The sequence below is a fragment of the uncultured Pseudoteredinibacter sp. genome, from assembly GCF_947502065.1.
Taxonomy (GTDB): domain Bacteria; phylum Pseudomonadota; class Gammaproteobacteria; order Pseudomonadales; family Cellvibrionaceae; genus Pseudoteredinibacter.
The window spans coordinates 1,263,091-1,288,852 of sequence record NZ_CANMYE010000001.1; the positions used below are offsets into that span (position 1 = coordinate 1,263,091).

30 protein-coding genes are annotated in these 25,762 nt (G+C 47.3%); 24 read left to right on the forward strand and 6 right to left on the reverse strand.

The window, feature by feature from the left end; translation table 11 throughout:
- Window positions 1-145 precede the first annotated feature (145 nt).
- The 21 genes from Q1A41_RS05115 (at window position 146) to Q1A41_RS05215 (ending at window position 18,290) form a co-directional block, all read left to right on the forward strand.
- On the forward strand, window positions 146-670 hold the full coding sequence (locus Q1A41_RS05115; protein ID WP_299975562.1) for a DUF411 domain-containing protein: 525 nt from the start codon (window positions 146-148) through the stop codon (window positions 668-670).
- Window positions 671-702: 32 nt separating this feature from the next.
- The gene (locus tag Q1A41_RS05120; protein ID WP_299976167.1) at window positions 703-2,511 is read left to right on the forward strand and encodes a copper resistance system multicopper oxidase; all 1,809 of its coding nucleotides are present in this window, start codon (window positions 703-705) and stop codon (window positions 2,509-2,511) included.
- Window positions 2,512-2,524: 13 nt separating this feature from the next.
- Complete coding sequence (locus Q1A41_RS05125) at window positions 2,525-3,247, forward strand: copper resistance protein B (RefSeq protein WP_299975564.1); 723 nt, start codon at window positions 2,525-2,527, stop codon at window positions 3,245-3,247.
- 51 nt (window positions 3,248-3,298) lie between these two features.
- On the forward strand, window positions 3,299-3,580 hold the full coding sequence (locus tag Q1A41_RS05130) for a hypothetical protein (RefSeq protein WP_299975566.1): 282 nt from the start codon (window positions 3,299-3,301) through the stop codon (window positions 3,578-3,580).
- Between the two features lie 417 nt (window positions 3,581-3,997).
- Window positions 3,998-4,426: a hypothetical protein gene (locus Q1A41_RS05135; protein ID WP_299975567.1), complete on the forward strand. Its 429-nt coding sequence runs from the start codon at window positions 3,998-4,000 to the stop codon at window positions 4,424-4,426.
- Between the two features lie 188 nt (window positions 4,427-4,614).
- Complete coding sequence (locus tag Q1A41_RS05140) at window positions 4,615-5,061, forward strand: MerR family transcriptional regulator (protein WP_299975569.1); 447 nt, start codon at window positions 4,615-4,617, stop codon at window positions 5,059-5,061.
- A gap of 4 nt (window positions 5,062-5,065) precedes the next feature.
- Entirely contained in the window at window positions 5,066-7,348 is a 2,283-nt protein-coding gene (locus tag Q1A41_RS05145; RefSeq protein ID WP_299975571.1) for a heavy metal translocating P-type ATPase, read from the forward strand.
- 12 nt (window positions 7,349-7,360) lie between these two features.
- Window positions 7,361-7,726: a cupredoxin domain-containing protein gene (locus tag Q1A41_RS05150; protein ID WP_299975573.1), complete on the forward strand. Its 366-nt coding sequence runs from the start codon at window positions 7,361-7,363 to the stop codon at window positions 7,724-7,726.
- 4 nt (window positions 7,727-7,730) lie between these two features.
- On the forward strand, window positions 7,731-8,027 hold the full coding sequence (locus tag Q1A41_RS05155; RefSeq protein ID WP_299975575.1) for a DUF2933 domain-containing protein: 297 nt from the start codon (window positions 7,731-7,733) through the stop codon (window positions 8,025-8,027).
- Between the two features lie 21 nt (window positions 8,028-8,048).
- Window positions 8,049-8,705, forward strand: coding sequence for an isoprenylcysteine carboxylmethyltransferase family protein (locus tag Q1A41_RS05160; protein ID WP_299975576.1), 657 nt, complete (start codon window positions 8,049-8,051; stop codon window positions 8,703-8,705).
- A complete protein-coding gene (locus Q1A41_RS05165; RefSeq protein WP_299975578.1) occupies window positions 8,698-9,057 on the forward strand; it encodes a cation transporter in 360 nt (119 codons plus the stop codon). The genes Q1A41_RS05160 and Q1A41_RS05165 overlap by 8 nt, the downstream gene beginning before the upstream one ends.
- 27 nt (window positions 9,058-9,084) lie before the next feature.
- Entirely contained in the window at window positions 9,085-10,323 is a 1,239-nt protein-coding gene (locus Q1A41_RS05170; protein WP_299975580.1) for a hypothetical protein, read from the forward strand.
- A gap of 12 nt (window positions 10,324-10,335) precedes the next feature.
- Window positions 10,336-10,971, forward strand: coding sequence for a cytochrome c (locus Q1A41_RS05175; RefSeq protein ID WP_299975582.1), 636 nt, complete (start codon window positions 10,336-10,338; stop codon window positions 10,969-10,971).
- Between the two features lie 54 nt (window positions 10,972-11,025).
- The gene (locus tag Q1A41_RS05180) at window positions 11,026-11,376 is read left to right on the forward strand and encodes a hypothetical protein (protein WP_299975584.1); all 351 of its coding nucleotides are present in this window, start codon (window positions 11,026-11,028) and stop codon (window positions 11,374-11,376) included.
- 203 nt (window positions 11,377-11,579) lie between these two features.
- Entirely contained in the window at window positions 11,580-12,023 is a 444-nt protein-coding gene (locus Q1A41_RS05185) for a hypothetical protein (protein WP_299975586.1), read from the forward strand.
- Between the two features lie 164 nt (window positions 12,024-12,187).
- The gene (locus Q1A41_RS05190; protein ID WP_299975587.1) at window positions 12,188-13,096 is read left to right on the forward strand and encodes a hypothetical protein; all 909 of its coding nucleotides are present in this window, start codon (window positions 12,188-12,190) and stop codon (window positions 13,094-13,096) included.
- Between the two features lie 22 nt (window positions 13,097-13,118).
- A complete protein-coding gene (locus tag Q1A41_RS05195) occupies window positions 13,119-15,071 on the forward strand; it encodes a 2Fe-2S iron-sulfur cluster-binding protein (RefSeq protein WP_299975589.1) in 1,953 nt (650 codons plus the stop codon).
- A gap of 4 nt (window positions 15,072-15,075) precedes the next feature.
- Window positions 15,076-15,831, forward strand: coding sequence for a hypothetical protein (locus tag Q1A41_RS05200; protein WP_299975591.1), 756 nt, complete (start codon window positions 15,076-15,078; stop codon window positions 15,829-15,831).
- A complete protein-coding gene (locus Q1A41_RS05205) occupies window positions 15,828-16,622 on the forward strand; it encodes a cytochrome C (protein WP_299975593.1) in 795 nt (264 codons plus the stop codon). Before Q1A41_RS05200 ends, Q1A41_RS05205 begins: the two co-directional genes overlap by 4 nt.
- 16 nt (window positions 16,623-16,638) lie before the next feature.
- Window positions 16,639-17,862, forward strand: a complete 1,224-nt coding sequence (locus Q1A41_RS05210; protein ID WP_299975595.1) for a hypothetical protein — start codon at window positions 16,639-16,641, stop codon at window positions 17,860-17,862.
- A 131-nt stretch (window positions 17,863-17,993) separates the two neighbouring features.
- On the forward strand, window positions 17,994-18,290 hold the full coding sequence (locus Q1A41_RS05215) for a hypothetical protein (RefSeq protein ID WP_299975597.1): 297 nt from the start codon (window positions 17,994-17,996) through the stop codon (window positions 18,288-18,290).
- A 31-nt stretch (window positions 18,291-18,321) separates the two neighbouring features.
- Here the strand turns inward: Q1A41_RS05215 and Q1A41_RS05220 are convergent, their stop codons facing one another.
- The 6 genes from Q1A41_RS05220 to cadR form a co-directional block, all read right to left on the reverse strand.
- The gene (locus Q1A41_RS05220) at window positions 18,322-19,095 is read right to left on the reverse strand and encodes a site-specific integrase (protein ID WP_299975599.1); all 774 of its coding nucleotides are present in this window, start codon (window positions 19,093-19,095) and stop codon (window positions 18,322-18,324) included.
- Between the two features lie 74 nt (window positions 19,096-19,169).
- Window positions 19,170-22,232 carry a Tn3 family transposase gene (locus Q1A41_RS05225; RefSeq protein ID WP_068435046.1) on the reverse strand — a complete coding sequence of 1,021 codons (3,063 nt, stop codon included), beginning with the start codon at window positions 22,230-22,232 and terminating at the stop codon, window positions 19,170-19,172.
- Between the two features lie 40 nt (window positions 22,233-22,272).
- The gene (locus Q1A41_RS05230; protein ID WP_068435048.1) at window positions 22,273-22,581 is read right to left on the reverse strand and encodes a type II toxin-antitoxin system RelE/ParE family toxin; all 309 of its coding nucleotides are present in this window, start codon (window positions 22,579-22,581) and stop codon (window positions 22,273-22,275) included.
- A gap of 15 nt (window positions 22,582-22,596) precedes the next feature.
- Window positions 22,597-22,875: an arylsulfatase regulator gene (locus Q1A41_RS05235; protein WP_076515235.1), complete on the reverse strand. Its 279-nt coding sequence runs from the start codon at window positions 22,873-22,875 to the stop codon at window positions 22,597-22,599.
- 26 nt (window positions 22,876-22,901) lie between these two features.
- Window positions 22,902-23,162 (reverse strand): type II toxin-antitoxin system Phd/YefM family antitoxin, encoded by a 261-nt coding sequence (locus Q1A41_RS05240; RefSeq protein WP_068435052.1) that lies wholly within the window; start codon window positions 23,160-23,162, stop codon window positions 22,902-22,904.
- A gap of 245 nt (window positions 23,163-23,407) precedes the next feature.
- A complete protein-coding gene (gene cadR, locus Q1A41_RS05245; RefSeq protein WP_068435055.1) occupies window positions 23,408-23,797 on the reverse strand; it encodes a Cd(II)/Pb(II)-responsive transcriptional regulator in 390 nt (129 codons plus the stop codon).
- An 80-nt stretch (window positions 23,798-23,877) separates the two neighbouring features.
- Between cadR and Q1A41_RS05250 the strand changes: the two genes are divergently transcribed.
- The 3 genes from Q1A41_RS05250 (at window position 23,878) to Q1A41_RS05260 (ending at window position 25,747) form a co-directional block, all read left to right on the forward strand.
- Complete coding sequence (locus Q1A41_RS05250; protein ID WP_068435057.1) at window positions 23,878-24,777, forward strand: cation transporter; 900 nt, start codon at window positions 23,878-23,880, stop codon at window positions 24,775-24,777.
- Between the two features lie 91 nt (window positions 24,778-24,868).
- On the forward strand, window positions 24,869-25,237 hold the full coding sequence (locus tag Q1A41_RS05255; RefSeq protein ID WP_299975603.1) for a hypothetical protein: 369 nt from the start codon (window positions 24,869-24,871) through the stop codon (window positions 25,235-25,237).
- An 81-nt stretch (window positions 25,238-25,318) separates the two neighbouring features.
- Entirely contained in the window at window positions 25,319-25,747 is a 429-nt protein-coding gene (locus Q1A41_RS05260; RefSeq protein ID WP_008284410.1) for a hypothetical protein, read from the forward strand.
- The last annotated feature ends 15 nt before the right edge of the window (window positions 25,748-25,762 follow it).

The window sequence follows — 25,762 nt, forward strand, 5'->3', positions numbered from 1 at the left end:
CCGCTCTATCGCCCTCCCATTTCCTGCTAACAGAGGATAAGTGCGCCTGAATTTTGGCGTATTTTCCACTTACCAGAGTTAGCGGGAGTTAAATACTCCCAGTTATTTCGCTATCTAAGCAGACCCGACTGTTATGGGAGTTGTTATGAAATGTGCTGTCAAATGTGTAAGCCGATTTCTGGTTGCTACACCTTTATTATTTAGTATTGCCGCTTGTTCTGAGCAAGCGGACCTCAGTCGCGATATAAATTCGCCTAGAATTCCTTCTGATCTCATAGTGCTAGATGTTTATAAAAGCCGAACTTGCGGTTGTTGTAAAAAATGGATTGATCATGCAGAAGGTATGGGTATTGAAGCAGATGTACACCATCCGTCAGACTTGAATAAGATTAAAATCGATCAAAAAATCGAGCCGCGCTATCAGTCTTGTCACACAGCCATCTCTACTGATGGATATGTATTTGAAGGCCACATCCCTGCTGAAGTAATTCAGAAGTTCCTAGCGTCTCCACCAAAAGATGCCATTGGCTTGGCCGTACCGGGTATGCCGGTGGGTAGTCCCGGCATGGAAGTGGGAGACCGTTTTGATCCCTATGACGTCCTGTTATTGAAAAAAGACGGCAGCTCTGAAGTGTATCAGCATATCAGTAAGCCCCTGATTGCCAAGTGAGGTGTAAAAAAGCCGTGAAAAAAAACGAAATAATCACGAGCCCGGCGATAGAATTTGATTGTTCACGTCGACGTTTTGTGACCGGCATGGCTGCTGGTAGCGCGTTGCTAGGCCTCGGCCTGGTTCCAAAGCTTTCCTTGGGACAATCAAATCCAATTCGCCGTAATCCTCAAGTCTTGAACGGTACAAAATTTAACTTGGATATCGGTTATCAAGCTGTCAATTTTACCGGGCGCGAACAAATGGCCACGGCGGTCAATGGTTCCGTGCCAGCACCCACCTTACGTTGGCGTGAAGGGGATCGCGTCACGTTGCGCGTCACTAACCATTTGGTTCATGACAGTTCAATACACTGGCACGGCATGATTCTCCCGGCAGACATGGATGGAGTTCCTGGATTGAGCTTCGACGGTATCAAGCCGGGCGAGACCTTCGAGTATAGCTTTGATGTGAACCAAAGCGGCACCTACTGGTATCACAGTCACTCTGGCTTTCAGGAGCAAACAGGCTTGTATGGCGCAATTGTAATTGATCCAAAGGAGCCGGACCCAGTAGCTTATGACCGGGATTATGTGGTCATGTTGTCAGACTGGTCAGATGATGCTCCTGAAGAAATATATGCCAAACTTAAAAAAAGTAGTGACTACTACAACTTTCAAGAGCGCACTGTGGGCGACCTTTGGCGCGATATTAGCGAAAAGGGTGTGGCTCAGACTTGGCGCGAACGCGGCATGTGGAACAGGATGCGCATGAACGAAACCGATATCAGTGATGTGACGGGTTATACATATACCTTTTTGATGAATGGCCAGACCCCGGATGACAACTGGCTCGGCTTGTTTAAGAAAGGGGAGAGAGTTCGCCTGCGCGTTATCAACGCTGCCGCAATGACAATTTTTGATGTCCGTATACCAGGACTGAAAATGACGGTCGTCGCAGCTGATGGACAAAACATTGAGCCGGTTACTGTCGATGAATTCCGTATCGGCGTTGCAGAAACCTATGACGTGGTGGTCGAACCCAGTGCGGATTCCGCCTATACCGTATTCGCACAAGCCATTGACCGTACCGGTTATGCACGGGGCACCTTGTCTCCTAGCCCTGAATGGAAGGCGGAAATCCCTGCACTGGATCCCGCTCCACTGTTGCAACACCGTGACATGGGTATGGGCGGAAACCACACAATACATGGTGGGGCAGCGATGGCGAGTATGTCTGCGATGGATCATAGCCAACACAATATGGGTGGGATGACAGCGCTTGAGCATACTGGCAATGCTCAGCTGGGCAAGGCTGGTTTTGGCAGCAACCGTCCAATCACTCATGCCAGAACCGAGAAAGGACCGCAGGTTAATATGCGAGCGGAAAATGCGCGCAGCGGCTTGAATGATCCAGGTATTGGGTTGCGGGAACATCAGCAGCGTTACGGCCGGCGGGTGTTGACCTATGCAGATATTCGCAACCTCTACCGGACTCAGGATTCTCGTGAGCCTAGTCGCGAAATCGAGCTTCATTTAACAGGCAATATGAATCGCTACATGTGGTCAATCAATGGTGTTAAATACACGGATGCCGAACCGATCCAGTTGAAATACGGTGAACGTGTTCGCTTCACCTTGGTGAATGACACGATGATGACGCACCCCATGCATTTACATGGTGTGTGGAGTGAATTGGAAACTGGTGAGCCAGACTACATTCCCCGTAAGCACACTGTGATAGTACAACCCGGATCTAAAATCAGCTATTTGGTCACTGCTGATGCCATAGGGCGTTGGGCTTACCACTGTCACCTGCTATTTCATATGCCGGGCATGTTCCGAGAAGTGCGCATAAGCTAGGAGGGAAATGAAAATGAAGATGTTAAACAATTTCTTATACCAGCTTACGTTGGGCGTGGCATTCACGGCAGCCCTGATTGAGGATAGCTTGGCGGGCAGCAAGGATGACCCGGTCCTTGCAATGACATTGATCGAGCGCCTGGAGTATCGTGATGGCGATGATCAGGACCCATTGTTTCTGGAAGGTCAAGGTTGGATTGGCCAGGATTTGCGTAAGTTTTGGTACAAAGTCGAAGCCGAAACTGTTGACGGGGAAACTCAGGAAGCTGAGTTACAAGCTCTATATAGCCAAGCGGTTGCACCCAATTGGGATCTGCAGTTTGGTTTACGTAAAGACTTTCAGCCAACGCCAAGCCGTAATTGGGCTGTGATTGGTTTTCAGGGGCTTGCTCCCTATTACTTTGAAGTGGATACAGCCTTATTTATTGGAGAGAGCGGTCGCACAGCCTTGCGACTAGGGGCAGAGTATGAATTGTTATTTACACAGCGCCTGATTTTAACACCTAAAATCGAAGTGAACATTTACGGTCAGAACGATCCTGATATTGGTGTTGGTTCAGGATTATCTGACTTAGAGGCAGGCCTGAGGTTGCGCTATGAAATTCGACGTGAGATTGCTCCCTATATCGGTGTGAATTGGAACAAGAGTTTTGGGAATACGGCTGATTTTGCTCGTCAAGCGGGCGAAGACACCGATGACTTCCAATGGGTTATCGGTGTGCGAGCTTGGTTTTAGAGAATATCCAAGATCGCCAATTTTTCTATTTTTAACAAGAGGATTTTTTAAATGAAAAAAATAATGCCTAGTGCTTTTATATTGCTAGCGCTTAACTTGGTGGTAATGCCTACCTTTGCTCACGACCCTGCTTTACATAAATTGAAAGAGGGGGCTTCCGAGTGTGAAGCCAAAAAAGGTATGGACCATTCAAAAGGTGATGCGAGTCATTCATCCAAAATGAAAAACTGTAAAAAGGCTGTTTCTGATAGCGAGGATCACTCTAGACATGAAGTCAATAAAGTTAAGATCGATGTGAAGAAAAAAGCTGCGAAGGATCATAGTAAACACTAGTAGCCAGCTGATTCACTTGGCGTCAGCGTTCTAGTGGACGTCAATATTCATGGGTGGGTGCGGGCGTTAATAGGATTAAGTAACGCCCATCACCCATGTTTTAGAATGATGGTGTCAATTTGAAGATGCAACTGTTTCGGTTGCGTTCAGTAGTGTTTTTTATTTTGCTCGACCCGAATTGATTTTCTGTATTAAGTATTTTTTAAATGCTTGTCAGGATCTAGTTGTGTTCAATAACAATTTAACTTGGGGTGCTCTGTAAAATGGTGATCAGCTTTCACAGTTCTCAAAGAATATTCTCTATATCTTTGTGGTTGGTACATATCTTTGTGATGTGATCTTGTTTAATTGACTTACTTCAATGTTTTTTAGAAAAATAGATGTATATTAAGGCTTGAAATAAAATAAGAGTACAAAATGATTCGTTTAATAGGTTTAGCTATTTTGATTTTAGGATTGATTACTCAGCCTATGGTCGTTGCTGTGCCTGTAACCATGGCGAATGAAAATCATGAGCCTGTAGCCTCTTCTGAATCTGGTGTGATGCCTCATGGCATACATCATCGTATTGATCAGCCTTCTGATAAAAGTTCCAAACATTCTGAACCCTGTCATCAACAGAAAGGTTCTACTACCAAAGCACATTCGGAATCTTGTGACATGTGCGACATGCAGTGTATCGATGGCATGTGTGCAACGTCCTGCACTTCCGGAGGTATGGTTGTGTTCAATAATGAACAGGTCAATTTGAGCAGATTAAATAAAAATCTTGTTTGCCATAGCCTTCTTATATCGTCACCTAACAGATTCCCTTCATTAATTTTTCACCCCCCTAAACACGCCTGATTTCCGATTGGCGTCGCTGCGCGTTTTTCGGAGCTTCCAAACATCGACCTATTGACCTAGGTGCTGCACGTAGGTTGTATGATCGTCCCTTGGTTCGGTTCGCGCTGGTTTTGCGTTCCGAAAGTCACTGGAAATGTATTTGCGATACCAATAAGCGCTTGTAAATACACAATTCGATTAAAGGCGTAATGAAAACGGTAACTGAAATCGCTCGGCAGTTTAGCGTCAGTGCTGAGACTATCCGGCACTACACCAAGCTTGGTTTGTTGTCTCCAAAAAGGGATGCGACTAATGGTTATCGGCTCTATGACTTACCACAGGAGAGACGTCTTCGTTTTCTCTTAGGGGCGAAACGGCTCGGGTTCACTTTGAGAGAAATCCAAACAATCCTGGAAGTGGCGTCTACAGGTGATAGCCCATGTCCATTGGTTCGCCAATTAATCGATCAGCGATTGGAAACTACCCGTACAGAGATGCGTGACGCACAGATGCTGATGGCTCGAATGGAATCGGCGTCCAATGAATGGCATGAACTGCCCAATCGTGATCCATCTGGAGAGAGTATTTGCCACCTTATCGAAACATGGGATAGCACCAATAGTAATGATGACCCTGCAATCTCAGGAGCAGAATAGAACAATGCAATTGACTGATAATAACGTATTAAAAGAAAAACAAATCCATAGTCCCGAACGTATTACATACCTACGCGTACACAATGCCTCTTGCGCCAGCTGCGTAAACAAAATTGAGGGTGCGCTAAAAGGTGTTGATGGCGTTCAAGAAGCGACGATGAATCTTGCGCAAAGCACGGTATCAGTCACGGGAGGTGCTCCTGTCGATAACTTAATCAATGCCATTAAGTCTGTCGGATATAACGCGGAAGGTATTACGGATACGTCAGACCAGAGTGTGCTTGATGAAAAAGAAAAAGCAGATGAGGCCTACTACCAACGCTTAATGCGAGAGATGTGGATTGCATTGTCGCTCGGTGTGCCCTTGATGATTTACAGCCTGGTTATCGGTGAAATGACCGTGACCACAACGACAGAGCGAGTGGTGTGGTTAACCATTGGTCTACTGACATTTGGTGTGATGTTTTTCGCGGGCAAGCATTTCTATGTGGGGGCCTGGAAGTCCTTTATCAATCACAGCGCCAATATGGATACTCTCATTGCCCTGGGTACAGGTACTGCCTGGATCTATTCCATGTTTGTTGTGTTCTTCCCATCTCTGGTACCAGAGATGGCTAGACACGTTTATTTCGAAGCTACGGCTATGATTATTGGCTTGATTAACCTTGGCCTCGCACTTGAAATCAAGGCGCGTGGCAGAACATCGGAAGCGATCAAACGCTTGATTGGCTTACAGCCCAAAACAGCAAGAGTGGTCCGCAACGGAGAAGATGTTGACATCGCCATTGAGGATGTCCAACTCGGTGATCTCGTAAGAGTTCGTCCTGGTGAAAAAATATCGGTTGATGGCGTTGTTTTAGAAGGTCAGACAGCAGTGGATGAATCCATGCTGACCGGAGAACCTATGCCGGTTGAAAAGGCGATAGGGGACGAGGTAGTCGCTGGTACTGTCAATAAAAGCGGCTCGATCTTATTTAGAGCCACCCGTGTCGGAAAAGATACCGCGCTTGCTCAGATTATAGAAATGGTCAAGCGAGCACAAAATTCCAAGCCGCCAATTGGTCGCTTGGCTGATCTGATTTCGGCGTATTTTGTGCCTATCGTCATGATCATTGCCGTTGTCAGCGCGCTTGCTTGGCTGAATTTTGGCCCTGATCCTCGTATTGCTTTCGCAATCGTGTCAGCTACCACAGTACTCATTATCGCCTGCCCCTGTGCGTTAGGATTGGCAACCCCCATGTCTGTGATGGTCGGTGTTGGCAAGGCCGCTGAAGCCGGTGTGCTGATTCGTAACGGTGAAGCGCTACAAACTGCCTCAAAGATAACTGCGATGGTGTTAGACAAAACAGGAACTATCACCTTAGGGCAACCGGCTGTCACAGACATAATACTCGCCAACGAAAATAACAAAAGTAGTGTCCTGCGTTTAGCTGCCAGCCTAGAGGCCGGTTCGGAGCACCCCTTAGCCCTATCGATCATTGAGTCCGCAAAAGAACGCGGTCTTGATTTTGGCACTGTTGAACAATTTCGAGCGATTGCCGGACATGGTGTTGAGGGAATCGTTGAGGGTCAGTCACTTTTGTTTGGCAATGAAAGACTGATGCAGGAAAAAGGGATCGATATCGACGCGTATGTCGAAAAAGCGCAAGAGATGGCCGCTCAAGCGCAGACACCTATGTACTTTGCTGTTGATGGAAAACTCGCTGCCATTATCGCCGTTTCCGACCCTATAAAGAGCGATTCTATCGAGGCCATAAAACGTCTGCAGAAAAATGGTGTGCGTGTCGTCATGCTGACTGGTGACAATCGCGCTACAGCGCAAGCCGTCGCGAAAAAAGTAGGCATAACCGAGTATTTTGCCGAAGTCCTTCCTGATCAAAAGTCTGACAAGATCGCGGAACTGCAGGGGCAGGGTGAAATAGTAGGCATGACCGGTGACGGTATTAACGACGCGCCCGCTCTGGCCTTGGCGAATGTGGGATTTGCTATTGGTACAGGGACAGATGTCGCCATTGAAAGTGCTGACATTACACTGATGCGAGGCTCGCTGCACGGTTTGGCCGATGCCATTGCTGTGAGTAAGGCAACACTCAGCAATATCAAACAAAATCTTTTGGGTGCTTTTATCTACAACGTTGCGGGTGTGCCCGTTGCAGCGGGCTTGTTGTATCCATTTTTGGGGCTGTTACTTAGCCCGGTCATTGCTGGTGCTGCAATGGCGTTTTCGTCGCTGACGGTGGTGACTAACGCAAATCGCCTCCGCTTGTTTAACGCAAAGAATCATTAGGGAGATGCCGACATGATGATCATAAATTTACTCGGTGTGGCGCTCATCGTCATGATTGTTTGGTGGTTTTGGCTTTACAAACCACAGGTCGTTTCTGCTGACAATAACACAGTGACAATCGTTGTGGATAACGGCACTTATGAGCCTTCGAGAATTCAACTGGCAGCAAGCCAGGACACGACCTTGCGATTCGTGCGCAAAGACGCATCCCCATGTGCAGCAACTGTGGTTTTTTCAGATATCGACATCAGCGAGGAGTTACCTTTAAACAAACCCAAAGATATCAGCCTTCCACCTTTGCCCTCAGGGGAATATCTATTCAGCTGTCAGATGCAGATGTACCGAGGCACGCTGATTGTGAACAGGAACGGAGAGTAACGACATGAAACAAAAGCAGTCTTTCTGGTTTAGCTCCAATGGTTTAGCAGCACTGATACTTATTGGCGCCGTTAGTTATTTCCTACTGATGGAACACCGCGAGCATCTGTTTCAGGCTTTGCCGTTCCTGATTTTATTGCTTTGCCCACTTATGCACATCTTTATGCATGGGGGACATGGTCATGGTGGCCATGGGGAGCATGGGGGTAACGACGATAAGAGTAGGGATGGTGATCCGGGTTATCAAAAAGGCTACGAAGATGGCCTTCGCGATCGAAAAGAACACCAGAATAAATCATAGATATTATTGAGGAACAGTGTCATGCAAGAGCATGAAGCTTATGGATTGTGGGTTCTAGTGATTCTGAACTCGGCAATATTTATTTTCTTCGCTTTTAGTTTTACAAAACCAAAAACGAAGCGCGACTGGCGGAGCTTAGGGGCGTTTTCCGCTTTTATTGTCGCCTTGTTCACCGAAATGTACGGCTTCCCTCTCACTATTTACTTTCTCTCTGGATGGCTCTCGGAAAATTATCCCGGCGTTAATTTTTTGGACCATGAGAACGGTCACTTGTTACATACGATTTTCGGTTTTGAGGGTAATGCACATTTTGACCCACTGCACATTGCCAGTAATGTGCTCATTGTGTTGGGATTCTTCTTGTTGGCGTCGGCATGGGGCGTATTACACAAGGCGCAGCAGTCTGGCGTGCTGGCAACGACAGGGTGGTATGCCCGCATGCGGCATCCTCAATACGTTGCTTTTGTTCTAATCATGTTTGGATTTTTGCTGCAATGGCCAACCATTCCCACCCTGGTCATGTTTCCCATTTTGCTGGTGGTATATCTTCGCCTTTCAAAGTCGGAGGAACGTCAGGCCATCGAGCAGTTTGGTGATCAGTACATTGAATACAAAAATACCACGCCAGCGTTTATACCCAAGCTGGGATCAATTCAAAAGGGGGACCTATATGAGTAATGAACAGCAACACAAACCAGGCGTCAACGAGAATTCACTCATGGTGCGAAATCTGAAATTGGAGGGGGACGTTCGGGATAACCAACAGATGATTGTTGAAGAAATTGAACAACTTTTGGGGGTAGATGCAGTCGCGATAGATGCTTCAGAAAATTTACTCAAGGTAGCCTATGACGCAACTAAAAGGCAGTTAGATGAGATCGAAGAGATAGTCAGGAAGTACGAATGCGATATCGCTGACGATTGGTGGACGCATATTAAAGAAGGTTATTACAAATTTGTCGATCAAAACGTAAAAGATAATGCAAACCATGAAGCCTGGAGCTGTCATAAAAGGCCGTCCGGAAAATAGCTAAAGGTTCACTGAGGGGAACGCTTTATGAAAATACAAAAATTAATAGCAAGTATTGGGCTTGTCATCGCTACGTCTAATTTCTCAGGGGCGGTATTTGCTGATACGACTGAAGAGCTAGCGAATCGGCTAGAGAAAATGCAGCAGGAAATGAATCAGCTCAGGCAGCAGCTTAGAGAGCGTGCAACAAAGAAAGAGGTGCAGAATATTCGTAAGGATGTAGCGTCCGCTGGCGAATGGTTACAGCCTGATACCCTAGTCCATATGGCTGGCTATGCTGACGTTGGGTTTGTCGATTCGGAATCTTCCGATGGCAGTTTTAATGTTGGTACCTTCGCTCCTATTTTTCATTTTCAGTACCGTGATTTAGTGATGCTGGAATCTGAATTGGAGTTTGAAGTAGGAGATGATGGCGAGACTGAAGTTAATCTCGAATACCTGAGTATCGACTGGTTTATCAATGACTATATGGTTTTGGTGGGCGGTAAGTTCCTAAGCCCTATCGGTCAATTTAGACAAAATATTCATCCCTCCTGGATTAATAAGCTGCCCTCAGCCCCCCCAGGGTTTGGCCATGATGGCGCGGCTCCGATTTCGGATGTGGGGTTCCAGTTGAGAGGTGGATTTCCTATAGGAGCCGTTAGAACTAACTATGCCGTTTATATCAGCAACGGACCTGAATTGATTGCGGAATTCGAGGACGGGGAATATGAACTCGACGGCGTTGAGGCCGAAGGCTTTGGAGCTGACGGTGACGGAGAGAAAGTTGTGGGGGGGCGTTTTGGGTTTATCCCCTTCGCAGGTTTTGAGCTGGGTTTATCCGCAGCCAGTGGTAAGGCAACGGTGACGTCGATTGAAGGTGGCGATAATAGCCTGCTCAATAATGAGGGTGCGCGCGACTACGATGTCATAGGCGCAGATTTTAGCTGGCAATACAAGACCTTTAACCTACGCGGTGAATATGTCGAGACTGAAGTCGGTGAAGATGTCGGAAACGGAACCGCGGCCTCTGAAGGCGCTACGTGGGAAACTTGGTATACCCAAGGATCCTACCGATTTGCCCAGTCCCAATGGGAATTGGTTGCCCGCTATAGCGATTTCGATTCCCCCCATAACAGTCAGGATCAAAAACAGTGGGCCATCGGTACCAATTACCTCTTTACCAATAACTTTATCGGCAAATTCAGCTACGAATTCAACGATGGGCAAGAGGGGAGTGAGGCTGATCAGGATCGATTTCTATTTCAAATGACTTACGGGTTTTAGTAGGGGAGAGCTATGATGATTACATTAATTATGAAAAACCTGAGTAGCGGTGGCAAGAGTGCCACCCTGTTGTTGGTGATGTTACTCGCAACACCTTCATTGTATGCATTTGATTATCCAGAAACGGGGGATTTCGCTAAGGGGAGTAAAGCGTGGAGTGAAAATTGCGTTCGCTGCCACAATATGCGTAGTCCTTCTGACCTGCGTGATGATCAGTGGGTTACGACCTTATTCCACATGAGAGTGCGAGCAGGCCTTACAGGCCAGGAGACCCGTGACATTCTGACATTTTTACAAAATTCAAATGCCAAAATAGAACGCACCAAACTAGTGAAGGCTTCAGTCACTACAAGCCAATCAACCACTACGAGCCAATCCACCAATATTTCTGGCAAACAGATATATGAAGGCAACTGTCAGGCATGCCACGGTGTAAACGGTAAAGGCACACTGCCGGGCGTGCCTGACTTGACGGATAAGAATGGTCGATTCTCAAAAAATGAGAGCGAGTTATTGAACAACATCATCAGCGGTATTCAAAGTCCTGGCAGCCCAATGCCTATGCCACCAAAAGGAGGGAATAGTAAATTGTCAGGGGATGAACTTGGTGCCGCATTGAAATATATGAAAGCAACATTCTATAAATAACGAACAGCGTTATATGTCCATTGATTTTTTACAACACTAGAAGGAAGCATGAAAATGTCAAATAAAATGGTAAGAGCATTTTTCCTGGTAATTTTTGTAGGTAGCCTGACAGCTTGCGGAACTACTCAGTTGTATCACGAATACCTTGCGCGAGGTCAGGTAGTTGGTGTGGATAGCAATGAAGTTGTTGTCTGTATTGGCAGCAGTGATGGTGCGAAAGTTGGGCAGGGTTTGCAGGTTTATCGCTACATTTGGGAAGGGGCGGAGGAAGAAGGTAATGATGACTATAGAAAAGAGTTCGTCGGAAACGTGGAAATCACAACTATCGTTAATGAACATTTTGCGCGGGCGAAAGTATCAGCTGGTGATGTGCGGAAACATGACATGGTAGAACTTAAAAAATAGTGATAGCTATAGAACTAGCGATATTTATTAGATAAGTCCTGGATAAACTACTTCAGTCTAAGATTGCCATTCATTAATTTCGCTGTAATGCATTGGTAGTAAAAGATCGAAGTTGCGATCCCTAATGGCTCTCGATAAGTTTTCTAAATATTAAAAAAGCATTACATCATGGCGCGCTTTAAATGTAACGAAAGGACATCTTTATGAAAAACTTCAGAAAACATGCCTTTATTGCAATGTTATTTATCACCCCTTTGGCTGATGCTCACAAAAGTCAGAACACAATACTAGATTGCAAGGCAGTACATTCAATGGGCGGCAAAAAGATTGAGATGATGCAAAGTCATATTTCTGAGATGGAGCAGCTTCTTGAGCTTGCTAGGCAAGAGGGAGATCTGAGAAAACGTCAAGAAATGTTACGGGATCATGCAGTGAGTATGGGGGAGGTGGTGAAAGTGATCGGGAAGGAAATGGATAACACGGGAGGGTGCCAAGGTAAAAAAATGTTGGATGCTAAAAATATAAGCGCGGCGAGAAAGATGGAAGCGATGAAAAAACGGATGGCTATGATGGAAAAAATAATGAGGCAAATGATGCGCCATACGACTGAGGAAGCAAAAAAACATGGTCACATGAATATGAATTAATGTAGTCAAAAAGCACTGCCCCCTCCTTATAAGTTGTAGAGGCGGTAGCTAGGTTACCCGCAGTGCAGTAGCCTTATTGCCTTTGGCATTGATCATGAAATGCCAAAGGCAGGTCGAGCTTAATCTATTCGGAATGTTTGATACACATGAAAGGCGTGCGTCATATGAAAAACTTACTTAAATCAATTGTCAGTGAACGAGGTCGTTCGTCACTGCTTATTCTTTCGGCCACCCTGCTGTCCGCTTGTTCGACCAATGCACAGCCTGCTGATGAAAAGGAAAGAGGCCCCGTACCTGAAAGTACTCAAGGAGTTGAAGACAACTCTGCCAGTGATTTCTCCAAGATACAGCGTGCGCTGGACCAAATAAACGGTAATTCAAAACTGGCAGTCTCATACGCCTCCTCAAAAACAACATCCATCGATAGGCAACTAGCAGGGGAAAGTTCAACGGCTTTGCAAGAAAATCCCAGCATGCAATCCTCTAAGAAGATTAACATGGGTAACGGAATGGGCATGAATATGGGTAAAAGCATGGGCATGGGTAAAGGCATGAAAATGGATATGTCTGCGCCTATGTCTATGCAAGGTATGCAGAAAGATAAAATGATGATGGGTAAGTGTAAGGGCATGATGTGCAAAATGGGCATGAAAAACATGTCCATGATGGGACAACCACCTAAAGATCAGGCACCTGGAACCACCAACACTGAAACTAGCCTTCCTGGCTACGTTAATGTGCCTCATCTCTACCACATTGGTGAAAGCGAGTTTTTTTTAGATCACTCTGCGCATCTTGACTTAACGCAAAATCAAATTGATCAACTTAAAGCCATTCAATCGCAATGGCAAAGCCAGCAAAACACCATAATTTCAGAGCGAGATTCCCACGAACAACGCCTGTGGGAATTTACCGCGATGGGTCAACCTGATTATAAGGCGATTCAAGAAACCGTCATGGCAATTGAATCGATAAATTCAAAGCTCCGCTTGATTTTCATAAAGCAGGTCGGACAGGCGGTAACGGTTTTAACCGCTCAACAAGTATCCAAGCTCACCGACACAAAGCTTTGAACAATCTTAAGGGAACACAGTGATGCCTCAAAAAAATAAAGTAAGAAAGTATTGGCCAACTGCACACTATTCGAGATTCCTGACGGTCGCGATGGTAGCTGTAGCAGGGTTGTTAGTGACCTTGTCAGTACATGCACAAGAATCTGACGCCGAGCATCGCAGCCATCACCCGGATGTCTATGGTGAGAAGAGTCAGTCTGAACCGGTTAATACAAAAGGCGGAAAGCTAGGTAAACAACCTTCCTCCGGCAATGGAATGGGGGCCGGTATGGGAGCTGGCATGGGCAAAATGATGGATGGCATGATGGAGAAGATGGGAGCGCCAAAACCCAAGGATCTTTACCCATCATTGATGCGGCTCCCTGAATTACCTGAGGAAAAGCGCGAAGAAGTCCTGGCAAAAGCGGTAGGGCGAATGCGAGCCGGTACCGCCATCATGGTCCAAGGATTCGATGCTTTGTCGCGAGCTGATTCACGACAGGATTTTACACGGATGCAATCGGCGGTCCTGGAAATCGAACAAGGATTAAGTCAGTACAACAGCGGCTTGGCGGCAAAGCGCGCTTTGACCGAGGGGCAAGCGCCTCGCCGGGTTGCCTTGGAATGGTTTAAGCGTGAAATGAACCTCCTGCCTACGGTCAGTTCGCATGAACCCCCTCGATTTCTGGGGATGACGCCATTGCATACGGGCATCATGTTGGTTCTCATCGCATTTGCCGTCACCATGATTTGGATGTACGTCTTCAAAATGCGTCGAGCGGGTGCATTGATGGAAGAACTCAGGCAGCAATCGCTTACCGATGCAGATGCTTCGCCAAAGACACATAAGGATAGTCAAAAGGAGTCCCCTTCAGCCAAGACCGCTGATGTCTCTAACACTGTTGTTCCAAGTAGTGATGCCCCGGCGGCCAATAAAGCTGGCCGTTATACCGGTCCTCTGCGAGTAACCGGTATATTTACTGAGACTCACGATGTCAAAACATTTCGCCTGGCGCAGCCGGACGGAGAACAACTGCCCTTTAATTATGAGCCGGGGCAATTTGTCACCTTCAGCTTATCGATTCCTGGCCAGGAAAAAATCGTCAAGCGTTCCTACACCATCGCCTCATCTCCAACTCAACGTGACTATATGGAGGTCACTATAAAGAGAGAAGAGCACGGACTTGTTTCACGCCATATGCACGACACCGTCAAGCTCAATGATCTGTTAGAAATTAAAGCACCCAATGGCAAATTCTATTTTAACGGCCAGGGGGTAAACAGTGTCATGCTTATATCCGGCGGAGTAGGGATTACACCAATGATGAGTGCTGTTCGTTATCTCACGGCTCAGTGTTGGGAAGGGGATATCTATTTCATCTTTAGCGCGCGAACAACCCACGACTTTATTTTTGAGCAAGAGCTACTTTATTTACAACGACGTCACAGCAACCTGCACGTATTGATTAGCATGACTCGGGCGGAAGGCACGGCCTGGATGGGCCCCCAAGGGCGACTAACCCCAGAGTTAATTAAGGGGTTCGTACCTGAATTGACATCGAAAGTTGCTCACATCTGTGGCCCCCCAGCCATGATGAATGCCATTTCCGATATGTTGCATGAACTAGGTATGCCAAAGAACAGTATCAAGACTGAAGCATTTGGTGGTGAACCCCCCAAGAAAAAGGCCGCCCCTTCGACGACATCGGGTACTGAGCCTACAGCTGAAGCCTCGACTCATGAGGTGAAGTTTGTTGCGTCTGGAAAGCATGGAAAATCAGGCCCTGAAGAAACCATTCTGGAGGTGGCCGAAGAATTGGACGTTGACATCGAAAGCTCCTGTCGAGCCGGGAGCTGTGGCAGTTGCAAAGTGAAGCTGCTTAGCGGGAGCGTCGAGATGGATGTGGACGACGGTCTGGAAGACGAGGATAAAGCCGGCGGTTACATACTGGCATGCCAAGCGATTCCCTCCACACCGGTTGAAGTAGAGGCCTGACACGATGAATAAGCAAGAACGACAGATTGTCGGTGGACTACTCCTGCTTATGTTGCTGCTCTGGCTGGGCTTTGTTTGGCATCGAGACCCCCGTTTCCCTGGCAGCTTTGAAGGCAGTCTTTTAGGGATCATTGCCGCGCTGTTCATGGTTGTTCCTTTGTTTTACCTGGTGATCAAAAGGGTGAAACCTTTGAAGAAATGGATCACCCGAAGAGTTCCTATGCCAAAGCTTCTCCTTTGGCATGTCTATGCCGGTGTACTCGGCCCTATATTGGGACTGCTGCACAGTGCTCATCGGTTTGACAGTTATGTGGGTTCTTCGTTGATCATTCTTATGTTTGTCGTGGTCATTAGTGGCTTTATTGGTCGCTACCTGCTCTCCCTGATTTCCTCCAGTTTGCGCGATAAAAAAGCGTTAAGGAGTGACCTTTACTCGAAATTTCAACAGGTCAGAGTGGAGTTGGAAAACCTTGGGAAAGAGGGGCTTCTCAGCCCTGTACATTCTTTTCACCGATTGCTTTTACCAGCACTTGTAGACACCAGTTTTTGGTCTCAGCATCCAGCCAGGGCATCAACTGCACAGGCTCTCAAACTGGTAGATGCCATATCCGATGTCGACTACAGCATCAAAATCCATGATACCGCTAAAGGATGGTTTCAACGCTGGTTGAAATTTCATATCGCCATTTCGTTATTGCTTTATGCATTGTTAGTTTTTCATATTGGTTCTGAAATTTATTTCGGGTTGAGGTGGCTTTGAAAACGCGTATTTTGACTTTTATTGGCATTGCTTTGTCGGTGCTTTTGATCAGCCATCTGTGGCATGAATCGGATAATCCAGCGGATATAAACTGGGAAAAAACGGTGAGCCCGGGAGATCTGAGCACAGCTCATGCTTTTCTTGAAAACAACTGTGAGGGGTGCCATACACCCGTACAAGGTGTGACACGCGAAAATTGCGTGATGTGTCACGCCAATGAGTTAGAAATTCTTCAACGACAGCCCACAGCATTCCACGCCGATGTGACTGAATGTACTTCCTGTCACCAGGAGCACCTTGGGCGAAACGCCAAGATTTCCGTTATGGATCATAAGTTCCTTACGACGGTGGGAATGGCAATGTTGCCAAATCCGGCCATTCAATTCGATGAAGGGACGGCTACACGCGATCTTCTGCAAAGCATCGTATCCAGTGATCGACCAACTGATCCATTGTTCGTACACCCGAGCATTTCAGTAGAAGAATCCGTTTTACAGTGTGCGAGTTGTCACGGCAATGATGACCGTCATTTTGGCCTCTTTGGTAACGACTGTGCTTCGTGTCATAGAACAGATCAGTGGTCTTTACCGGAGTTCATACACCCGTCAAATCAATCCTACGATTGTAACCAATGTCACGAAGCGCCACCCAGCCATTACATGCAACACTTCAAAATGATTTCTGCAAAAGTTGCGGGTCAACATAAGGCCAAGGTGGAAGAGTGCTTTGCTTGCCATCAGTCGACCTCCTGGAATGATATTAAACGTGCTGGCTGGTACAAGCACCATTGAGCCAGGAGGAATATATATGTTTTTAAATAGCGTTGCGGTCAGTGTCACATTGTTAGTTGGTATCATGCTGTTTCACCGACGGCTTCGTCACTCAGAACAATGGCGCGCTACTGTGACCCCCCTTGCATCCATTATTGGTAGCGGTTTTTTAATCGTTGCTCCCTTGTTGCATTCAGTGATGGGTAAATGGGCCTTACTGGGTATGGTAGGGCTATCGGTATTCGCTTACGCATTGGGCTGGGTCATACGTTTTAATATTGCTAGCGCAGAACCCTATCTGGAGAAACACCCCACAGGCGTTATCTCTCGATTAGAGAAAGCGGCTCAATGGAGTCTGGGGATTGCGTACGCCATTTCTGTGGCCTTTTATATCAGTCTGTTTACAGCCTTTATATTTGACAGGGTGGGAGTTTCTGACCCTGTAGCCGGAAAGTGGGCCACCACGGTTTTACTACTTTCAATCATGACAATCGCCTGGCTGCGCGGGGCGAAGGGACTGGAGTGGATAGAGCTTGTCGCGGTAACCATTAAACTGGCCATTATACTGGGTGTGCTTGCTGCACTACTGTCCTTCGACATAGTTGAGGGGGCTGTCTGGTTTCAGCATGAAGCCATTATGGAGCTCAGCGTGATTCAGACCATGGCGATGCTGGCAGGTATGCTGATGGTTACGCAGGGGTTTGAGACTGCTCGGTTTATGGGAGAACAGTACAATACCGAACAACGCATCAAAGCGGTCAAATATTCCCAGGGAATCGCTATCACACTTTATGTGGTTTTTATTGGGTTGACATGCCCGATTTTTCTTACTTTCCCTATTGCCGAACTCAATGAAACCACGATTAGCCATACCCTGGGTAAAGCCGTTTGGGTGTTGCCGTTTTTATTGTTGATTGCTGCAACTGCAAGCCAACTAAGTGCAGCGTTAGCTGATACGATCGGAGGCGGGGGCTTGTTAAAAGAGCTGGTTCAATGGCGACTTTCCAACAATGTTTACTACATGCTTATTATTGTACTGGCACTGTTTCTTGTTTGGTCCGCCAATGTATTTGAAATTATCAATTTTGCGTCGAAGGGGTTCGCGCTTTACTACCTTATCCAGGTTCTCATTGCTATTTCTTTAGTTTGGAAGTTTCCTCCAAATGGTATGCTGATATGGCTTCGGATAGCTTTCATGGGTGTGCTGAGTATTGCGCTTGTTTTTGTCATAGGCTGGTCAATTCCTGCGCCGCACACTTAAAAGGGAATCACATGTGAGGGCTGGCTCACCAATAGTGCTGCAGATTTACCGAGCAAAAAACTTAAATTTATATAACAAGCACCAGGTGGCATCCAAAAATTTCCACAATAGACCAGTGCTGGGGCATGGGCATGTACCAGACAATCTGCTTGATGGTAAGCGAATCAGATTTTTGGGATGTTCATTCTCAGAAAGTCCTAGATAGGATGCATGACCTAGACTTCGATGAATGCCCTATATGTTTGCTGGATAGCTTTGACATGGAGGGATTGCAATGTCAGTTATGCGGCCATGAGGACAGCTATATTGATTGCATTGAATGTAAAGAAGAGTTTTTGGCATCTCTCGGAGAAGAAGTAGGGGATTACGAACTCTGTCCTGTATGTGTTCGAGCAGATGCAGCAGCATTTAATCATGAAAAATATTAATTAACGAACGCCTGCTATTGCCGAAAGGAGCCTAGCCTAAATTTTTTAAAGCATCTTCTACGACTTCTTCCGGTGGTTCCTCATAGATCAGTGTCGTTGATGGGTTAACGTGACCAGCAATCTTCTGAGCGATTTTGACTGATTTCTTTTGCTTATGGATCACATCAGTGATCAACGATCGTCGTCCACTATGTGAACTGGCTTTTTCAATACCGGCCCAGTCGCGCAACATTAAAGCCATGTGCTCTTGTAATGTGTTAGGTGAGTACGGTCCACCTTTCTGGGTAACAAAAAGAGGAGAGGAGGGCTTTAGTATCTCCCCCTTACTGAGTCGCAAGCTTAAGTGCTGAGCCAGAGCATTACGGAGGTCCTGATCAACCATGGGGAGATCCCGAGATTTCCCTTTGTGCTGCTTAACAGGTGGATAGAAATTTTCAGGGTTTATGTCAGCGCCAGATTTGGCTAATGCTTCAATTTGCTGAACGACTTTATCAAAACTCTCTATATCAAAGCTGATGGTTTTGCGTTGATAATGGCTTTTGGAGCGCTTCATGGCATCGGCACCCTTGGTGTATGCAGCAGGCAAACTCATTATCTCAAGCAATTTGAAGTCATTTCCCGAAGGATTAAGTTTAGCAACTTCTTTTACTTGTAGGAGTGCAATCTCCTGGGCCCGCAGTCCTAGCTTGAAACTTATCTGCATTATGGCCGTGTTCTTTTCCGGGTGACGGTGCTCCCGAATCACTTGAAAGAGGTGGCTTTGTTGTTCTCGAGTAGGTACACGTGCTTGGCCTGATTTAGACATGAAATGCCTCAAAGTAGGGGTCCTGTGGAAGAACCGACAAATTTGACAAGTTTGCATAAACGACCAATTTATCATCAATTCTGAGGCCCATCGTCACGCCAAAAATGCTGTTTCACATGATCCTCCAATATCCTTGCCATCGCGTCTACATCAATTTTCCCGCTGCTTTTCTTGAAGTTATACCGACCTGTAAATAACGTATGTGTCCAGGCAATCGGTGAAATCCGGATAAATTCATCGATGACCGCTTGAGGCGCGCCGTTGGCCAGCATCCTTTGGTACACGGCATTCAAGATCATGCTGTTGTAGGCCACGATACAGTTGGCGATTAACCTGGCAGCATGGGCACTGACCCGGTTTTCGACGATTCTTTTGCCTTGAAAGATGCCGTTATAAGTCTTCCGGATATTGCTCTGAAGCTGATGGTAGGCCTCTGTGCGATTACGGGCGCTTCGGATTGCTTTCCTGAGCTCCATATCGTCAATCAGATTGAGAACATGGATACTCTTGAAGATGGTATTATATTCAAACAGCGCGGCTTTGAGCCTGGCATAACGGGCATGTGAGTTGAGCTTACGGATGATATTGCTCTGGGTGTTCTCCTGCATGATGAGTGAAAGTAATACCCGCATGACACCTCGACGTTGTGAGCGGATACGATCAACATTGATCACGCCCTTGGGTTTGAGGATTCCGGTGTCATAGTCTAACGGTTCAGCGGTATAGATATCGTCAGCAGCGTCTCGCACATTTTTGATGCTGGGGACATAATCCACGTCGATGGAATCCAGCGTGACAAAATTCAGCTTGTTCAATGAATGGTTATCACCGGTCACCATGTGGATATCAATATCGGTTTTGTTGTTGTAGATCATATCGTACAGCGAATGTCCTTCGTACTCGTTCAGGCCGATATTTTTCGCATTAACTGCCACATAGTTGGCGAGCAGCGTGTAGAGTGAGATACCACGGCCTTTGCCAAGGTGCTTCCTGGAGTAACGGGATTGAATTGTACTGTCTGTGGTCGCAAATTTTTGTCCATCCGCATCCGCTAGTACTTTCTCATCCATCAAATTCCACTGATTAAATATGGGAAGCGAATGAATGTGGTTACTGACAATTTCATTGGCGGCGCATAGCGTATCCACCCGCACGAAATCCTCCCGCATTGCACGTAACTGGCTGATTTCCAGGTCAGACATATCAGCCATTTTCAATGTACCGAACCCAAACGCCTCTGATAACAAGCAGGCGTTGATCGCCAGAGGCAGCGGTTTTTTCCGCTTGGTGTAGCGATCTTTCATGTGGGTAAATGCGCTCCACATTCCAATCCGATCGCCGATGAACATGACAATACTGGCAATGTCCACCTTGGGCAGGTTTTTAAAGAACGCATCATCCAGCTTTTCAACACTGTCATAGAGCAAACTCCAGTGTTGTTGTCCGGTCTTGGTTTCTCGAACACTGAATCCATGATTATTATTCTCACGGATATTGTGAGTCGTTCGCTCCCAGGCGTTGTTCAGCTCCTGAAGCGCCTCCTCAAGTCGCTGATCACAGTAGATGGGTATCTTGGGATAACCAAACTCCGCCGCGATCTTCTCAACATCGTCTACCAGTGCGTCGTCCACCAGATCGGTATCGATATCACAGTAAGAGACACTGTCATTGCAATAGAGACGGCCACGGTCAATCTCATGATAAATTTTCTGGTAAACAAAGAACTCGAACAGGTACGGATCGATGTGCGTGTCATTCGGTTCCCGCTTCAAATATTGATTCATGTTTTTGGGGATGGTAAACCCCAGGTCATCACAAATTTTTAAATCCGATGGACTTTTCCCGCTGGCATAATGCGCTTTCAGTAGATTGATCAATTCGCCGATGTAGCTGTTTTCCTTGTAGTACTCCAGCTTGACTGTTGTAAATATCGGGCGAAGATACAGTGCAAATATGCGAGAAGATTTTCCATAGTACTCCCACAAGGCGGCTTTCTTATCGAAAGATTTGCCTTCCAGAAACTCTGCCATGGCTGAAAACTGCTCTTTGGGCAACATGCTGTAGGCTGCTTCATTCAGTTCATCCTGACTCATGTTGGGGTTTCGATTTGGGAACCACTTCAAAAACTTGGCCAGCTTGGGAAAGTCGGTCACCACCTTGGAGCTGTGCTCCATATGAGCCATTGAGGCGTAGGTCTTGCCGGCGTCCATAATGGCGCGGGTGTGATAGCAAAAACTAACGATCAGATTATCCATAATCTGTTGGTAGCGGTGGTAAACAAAGCACAAAGCATAGAGCCATTTTTGCGGTTTGCTCAGCCGACGTAAGCGGGATGCGGCATACTGTTCGGCAACATCGGCATAGTAGCGAACGGCATTCTTTGACAACCCCAGAGACGGAATAAAACCGTTCGCAAACTCGTACAACTCCTCAATCCGCAGGGCTTTGTCCACTTCCGATTTGACCGCCGTATACTGAAAGTCTTTTTGATCCGCGCGAATGATGTTGAGCGCCGTGATACCATCATCTCGCCGCACCAGCGTCATAAGCTGGCCACTGATTGATGACGGTATGGAAGAGATGGCGTTATTTAACCGCTGTTCCTCGGCGGCAAAGGCGCGGCTGAACATGTCCTGGAACGTTCGATAGGACGGAATGATTAAATTCTGGTGATCGAAAAACGCGAGCAACTGCCGGAAAGCACTGTGCCCTTTGGGGTAATAGCGTAATAACAGACCGATGTGGGATTCTATTTCAGCTCTAAATTGAGGCGACCAGCTTCGGTAGTCGAAAAGTGACAGTATCGCCTGGCGTTGCTTACGCGAATATTCACGAGAGAGGTTTCCGGTGAACTGTGCCGCATCTGCACCGTTGTAATAGGTTGCAACGATATATTCAACATCGGCACTGACCTCATCGAGCGAATAGTTAAAAAACTGCTGCTTGGCCTTGAAATAACCCAATTGCAGGATGAAGTGGATACGGGTCTGGGTATTGCGAAACTGCTCAAGCGCGGCGCGTTCTGTCGGACTTAATGAAAAATACAGGCTTTGTTCATGGGTATTGAATTCTGGGCGAGCATATAACTCTTCGACTTCCGTGCTGGATAACAGCTGAATACGTTCGATATTTTCCATAGCGAGTGCCGATTCAATGCGGCCCGATCGTCAGCCACATTTAAATCACCTCGCGCCCATCCAGGTGATTCACTGGCACCATCCGCTTGTGCAGGACACCAAACACCACCAACTGCTGCGCATGAACCACGTAATAAATGACATGACTGATGTGGGGGAAGCTCAACACGTCCTCCCCTACATCCGGCCTGGGCTTTCCCAGGGACGGGGTTTCAGCCAGCAGGTGAAGGGTTTGTCGGAGTTCGAACAGGTATTTCTTCGACTGCGCTTCTCCCCATCGGTCTAGGGTAAAACGACGAATGTCGATAAGATCGGATTGAGCATCCGGGGTTAAGCGGTAATTTGACATGGCGTATTGGCGGGACTAATGATCCTTGGGAACATCGACAATGCCATCGGCGATCCCCTGTGCCAGCATTTCCATGAGTTTGGCAAAACGATAAAAGCCATCGTATTGCTGACAGATGTAATCCATTTGGATGTGAGAGGTGCTATCCATCACCCGTTTGAACACATCCATGTAGTCGTAGCAGGTTTGCAATAATTGCTCATCCCCGGCTTCGGTAAGAGGAAACCGGAGGGCGTGGTCATGGATGATCTTTACCATCTGAAGTTGTTCTGCATTCAGCTCGACAGCAGACATTTTTCTTCCCCCAGAAATTTTATCGTCTAGTCGTGGTGACCTGATTCCAAATCATTAAAAAATGCTTCACCATCAACGGTGTTACCTGCTTTGATATCAGCTTTGGTCTGAGTGGCCCTCGACTGCAACAATCTCAGCTTGAGCGCTTTAATGCTCTCGTACTCATCCATTGAGATAACCACAGCAACCGGTTTTCCGTTTTTATTGATCTGGATTGGCGCACGTTGCGCTTTTAGCAGCAGGTCACCAAACTGGGTTTTGGCTTCATTGGCAGAAAGTGTGTCCATGGTCTGGTACCTCACCAAATATCGTTCGATTCGTCCATAATATTCGAAACGAGCGATCTACGTCAATGCCTTGCCTCGCCTGTCTACACGGACATAGCCTCGAGCAGTTTCCCTGGAACTGGCCAGAAACTGCGCCATGAGCCCGACCTCAGTGAAAAATCGCCGAACAAGGTGGAATGGGATATCCAGGGTAGACGTGTGACTTCCAATGATCAGAAAACCAATGTTACCGCTTCGGATTCTGACTAGGTGGTCAGATTTTGCAGTATGCCGCACTGCTCCACCGTGCGGTCGCTTGAGCAACTGCGGCGCAACGCTTTGAGTTGCCTACGCAATTGCGTCAGCTCGGCAATGCGGTCTTCCACTTGTTGAATATGGGCGTCCATCATCCGATTCACCTTATCACATTGCGCGCCAGGCGAGCGTTTGAGCGCCAATAGTTGACGGATTTCCTTCAAGCTGAGATCCAGACTGCGGCAGTGTTTAATGAACAGCAACAGGTCGACGGCCGCTTTGTCATACAAGCGAAAATTTCCCTCGGTGCGTTGGGTTGAGGGCAGCAGATTTTCTTTTTCATAATAACGGATCGTCTGTATTGAGCAGCCGGTAACGCTCGCCAATTCTCCTATTTTCATAACCACCAATTTCACTCTTGATTCTATAGTGACTATAGAATTTAAACTGCATAACCAGGAAAAAACAAGAGCGTTTTAATATGACTGAGCAATGCTGTGCTAGCTGTAACAGCGATGCACGAGACAACACACCACAGATTTCCGATGGCACAAGCGTCGTCCAAGGCGGCTATGTTAGCGAGTATCATGTCTCCAGGATGGACTGCCCTTCGGAGGAAGGCGTGATCCGCATGGCATTGGATAGTGTGGAACCCAAAGTAACGCTGGAATTTGATACCCCCAATCGCATAGTGCGTATCTTTCATGGGGATAATGCCGATGTGATTGAGGAACGGATGCACTCTGTTGGTTTGGGCGCTACGCTTGAAATCACATCACCCGTAGACAGTGATGCCATCGCCCAAGCACATGAAGATGCACAACAGGAGGCACAAAAAGAATCGGGTATTCTGAAATGGCTACTCGCCATCAACGGCATCATGTTTGTCATTGAAATCACCATCGGCTGGTGGGCGCAATCCACTGGCTTGATCGCCGATTCCCTGGACATGTTCGCTGATGCCGCCGTTTATGGCGTGGCGCTCTATGCCGTTGGGCGCAGCACTCGGTTGAAACTGCGCTCGGCACATTTTTCTGGCTGGTTGCAACTGATGTTGGCGTTTGGCGCTTTGAGTGAAGTTGTGCGGCGGTTTATGTTTGGCAGCGAGCCAGCGTCCGTCCTGATGATGAGTATGGGCCTGGCTGCTTTGGCGGCCAATGTGTTGTGCCTTGTGCTGATCGCCAAAAGCAGGAATCGTGGAGCGCATATGAAAGCCAGCTGGATATTCTCCGCCAACGACGTGATTGCCAATCTGGGGGTTATCCTGGCTGGTGGCCTGGTCGCCTGGACCGGTTCCCGCTATCCGGATCTGGTGATTGGTCTCATTATTGGCGTCGTTGTCCTAAACGGTGCACGACGTATTTTGCAGCTGAAATCCTGACCGGAAACGGTTTTGGTGAACTTTTCTATAATATGATAGTCTATGGCAGCTAGTGTTTTGAACCTGACAACATAAGGGCTCCACATTTCACATGAACATCCGCCATCATTTAACTTGTCTACTGGCCTTACTGATTGCCCTGCAATCTGTGGCTGCCATGGCGGACGTTCACCAGCTTCATCAATCCGGGACGGAGCACCTGGAATTCGACCATTCGCATCAATCCACTGCCACTGATACCCACAACGACAATCTGCTCGCCAAGCAGACACCCGATCAGCCCGGACAGTCTGTATATGACTGCCACCATTGCTGCCATTGTCATGGCCACGGCTCTGTCGTTCTGATCGGAGCCACTTCACACTTAGCCGATTTATTCTCAGAAAACGGACAAGCCGACTATCAGGCCAACCTCACCTCTGGTATTCCCCCCTCTCTGTTTCGCCCTCCAATCGCCTGATCGCGCCTCAACAGCACGTCATCAGCCTCTGTAGCCTTGGGTTACAGCGAACAATTGGTATTTATTTTAGGGTGAAACATCATGAAACAGATCGCTATTGGGCTCGCGCTGAGCCGAGCGCTTGTCAATTCCGCTCAGGCCGAAAACAGCTTGCCTGAAATTGAAGTCGTCAATACCGACAACCAACGCTGGCATTTCCGCCAGGTGACCGTGAACCATACCGCCGCGGAGCTGACCGTCTTCGGACGGATGGATGCTCACCTGCGCTACGGCCTTCCCCGAGGCCATGTAGACATCGCAGCCTGGTCTGCTGATAACGAATTGATTGCGGAAACAACCACTGATTACTCACCGCGCCTTCTCACCAGACGCGCATCACGCAAGGGCGGCGTGCGTTTTTCTGCAAAGCTCCCCGCCTTGCCTGGTGATACCGTAATAAAGGTCGCCTTTCACCGGGATGAACCCCAACAACGGCAAAATCCGGTGCACGACCAAACCGTCGCACGCTGAATTTCAGGAGCATCA

Coding starts and splice junctions, on each gene's coding strand:
- Q1A41_RS05150 (WP_299975573.1), top strand. CDS start 7,361: ATGATGATCATAAATTTACTCGGTGTGGCGCTCATCGTCATGATTGTT.
- Q1A41_RS05225 (WP_068435046.1), bottom strand. CDS start 22,232: ATGGAAAATATCGAACGTATTCAGCTGTTATCCAGCACGGAAGTCGAA.
- cadR (WP_068435055.1), bottom strand. CDS start 23,797: ATGAAAATAGGAGAATTGGCGAGCGTTACCGGCTGCTCAATACAGACG.
- Q1A41_RS05230 (WP_068435048.1), bottom strand. CDS start 22,581: ATGTCAAATTACCGCTTAACCCCGGATGCTCAATCCGATCTTATCGAC.
- Q1A41_RS05125 (WP_299975564.1), top strand. CDS start 2,525: ATGAAGATGTTAAACAATTTCTTATACCAGCTTACGTTGGGCGTGGCA.
- Q1A41_RS05130 (WP_299975566.1), top strand. CDS start 3,299: ATGAAAAAAATAATGCCTAGTGCTTTTATATTGCTAGCGCTTAACTTG.
- Q1A41_RS05155 (WP_299975575.1), top strand. CDS start 7,731: ATGAAACAAAAGCAGTCTTTCTGGTTTAGCTCCAATGGTTTAGCAGCA.
- Q1A41_RS05195 (WP_299975589.1), top strand. CDS start 13,119: ATGCCTCAAAAAAATAAAGTAAGAAAGTATTGGCCAACTGCACACTAT.
- Q1A41_RS05185 (WP_299975586.1), top strand. CDS start 11,580: ATGAAAAACTTCAGAAAACATGCCTTTATTGCAATGTTATTTATCACC.
- Q1A41_RS05165 (WP_299975578.1), top strand. CDS start 8,698: ATGAGTAATGAACAGCAACACAAACCAGGCGTCAACGAGAATTCACTC.
- Q1A41_RS05115 (WP_299975562.1), top strand. CDS start 146: ATGAAATGTGCTGTCAAATGTGTAAGCCGATTTCTGGTTGCTACACCT.
- Q1A41_RS05145 (WP_299975571.1), top strand. CDS start 5,066: ATGCAATTGACTGATAATAACGTATTAAAAGAAAAACAAATCCATAGT.
- Q1A41_RS05235 (WP_076515235.1), bottom strand. CDS start 22,875: ATGTCTGCTGTCGAGCTGAATGCAGAACAACTTCAGATGGTAAAGATC.
- Q1A41_RS05220 (WP_299975599.1), bottom strand. CDS start 19,095: ATGTCTAAATCAGGCCAAGCACGTGTACCTACTCGAGAACAACAAAGC.
- Q1A41_RS05170 (WP_299975580.1), top strand. CDS start 9,085: ATGAAAATACAAAAATTAATAGCAAGTATTGGGCTTGTCATCGCTACG.
- Q1A41_RS05260 (WP_008284410.1), top strand. CDS start 25,319: ATGAAACAGATCGCTATTGGGCTCGCGCTGAGCCGAGCGCTTGTCAAT.
- Q1A41_RS05160 (WP_299975576.1), top strand. CDS start 8,049: ATGCAAGAGCATGAAGCTTATGGATTGTGGGTTCTAGTGATTCTGAAC.
- Q1A41_RS05240 (WP_068435052.1), bottom strand. CDS start 23,162: ATGGACACACTTTCTGCCAATGAAGCCAAAACCCAGTTTGGTGACCTG.
- Q1A41_RS05200 (WP_299975591.1), top strand. CDS start 15,076: ATGAATAAGCAAGAACGACAGATTGTCGGTGGACTACTCCTGCTTATG.
- Q1A41_RS05190 (WP_299975587.1), top strand. CDS start 12,188: ATGAAAAACTTACTTAAATCAATTGTCAGTGAACGAGGTCGTTCGTCA.
- Q1A41_RS05140 (WP_299975569.1), top strand. CDS start 4,615: ATGAAAACGGTAACTGAAATCGCTCGGCAGTTTAGCGTCAGTGCTGAG.
- Q1A41_RS05255 (WP_299975603.1), top strand. CDS start 24,869: ATGAACATCCGCCATCATTTAACTTGTCTACTGGCCTTACTGATTGCC.
- Q1A41_RS05180 (WP_299975584.1), top strand. CDS start 11,026: ATGTCAAATAAAATGGTAAGAGCATTTTTCCTGGTAATTTTTGTAGGT.
- Q1A41_RS05210 (WP_299975595.1), top strand. CDS start 16,639: ATGTTTTTAAATAGCGTTGCGGTCAGTGTCACATTGTTAGTTGGTATC.
- Q1A41_RS05215 (WP_299975597.1), top strand. CDS start 17,994: ATGTACCAGACAATCTGCTTGATGGTAAGCGAATCAGATTTTTGGGAT.
- Q1A41_RS05175 (WP_299975582.1), top strand. CDS start 10,336: ATGATGATTACATTAATTATGAAAAACCTGAGTAGCGGTGGCAAGAGT.
- Q1A41_RS05135 (WP_299975567.1), top strand. CDS start 3,998: ATGATTCGTTTAATAGGTTTAGCTATTTTGATTTTAGGATTGATTACT.
- Q1A41_RS05250 (WP_068435057.1), top strand. CDS start 23,878: ATGACTGAGCAATGCTGTGCTAGCTGTAACAGCGATGCACGAGACAAC.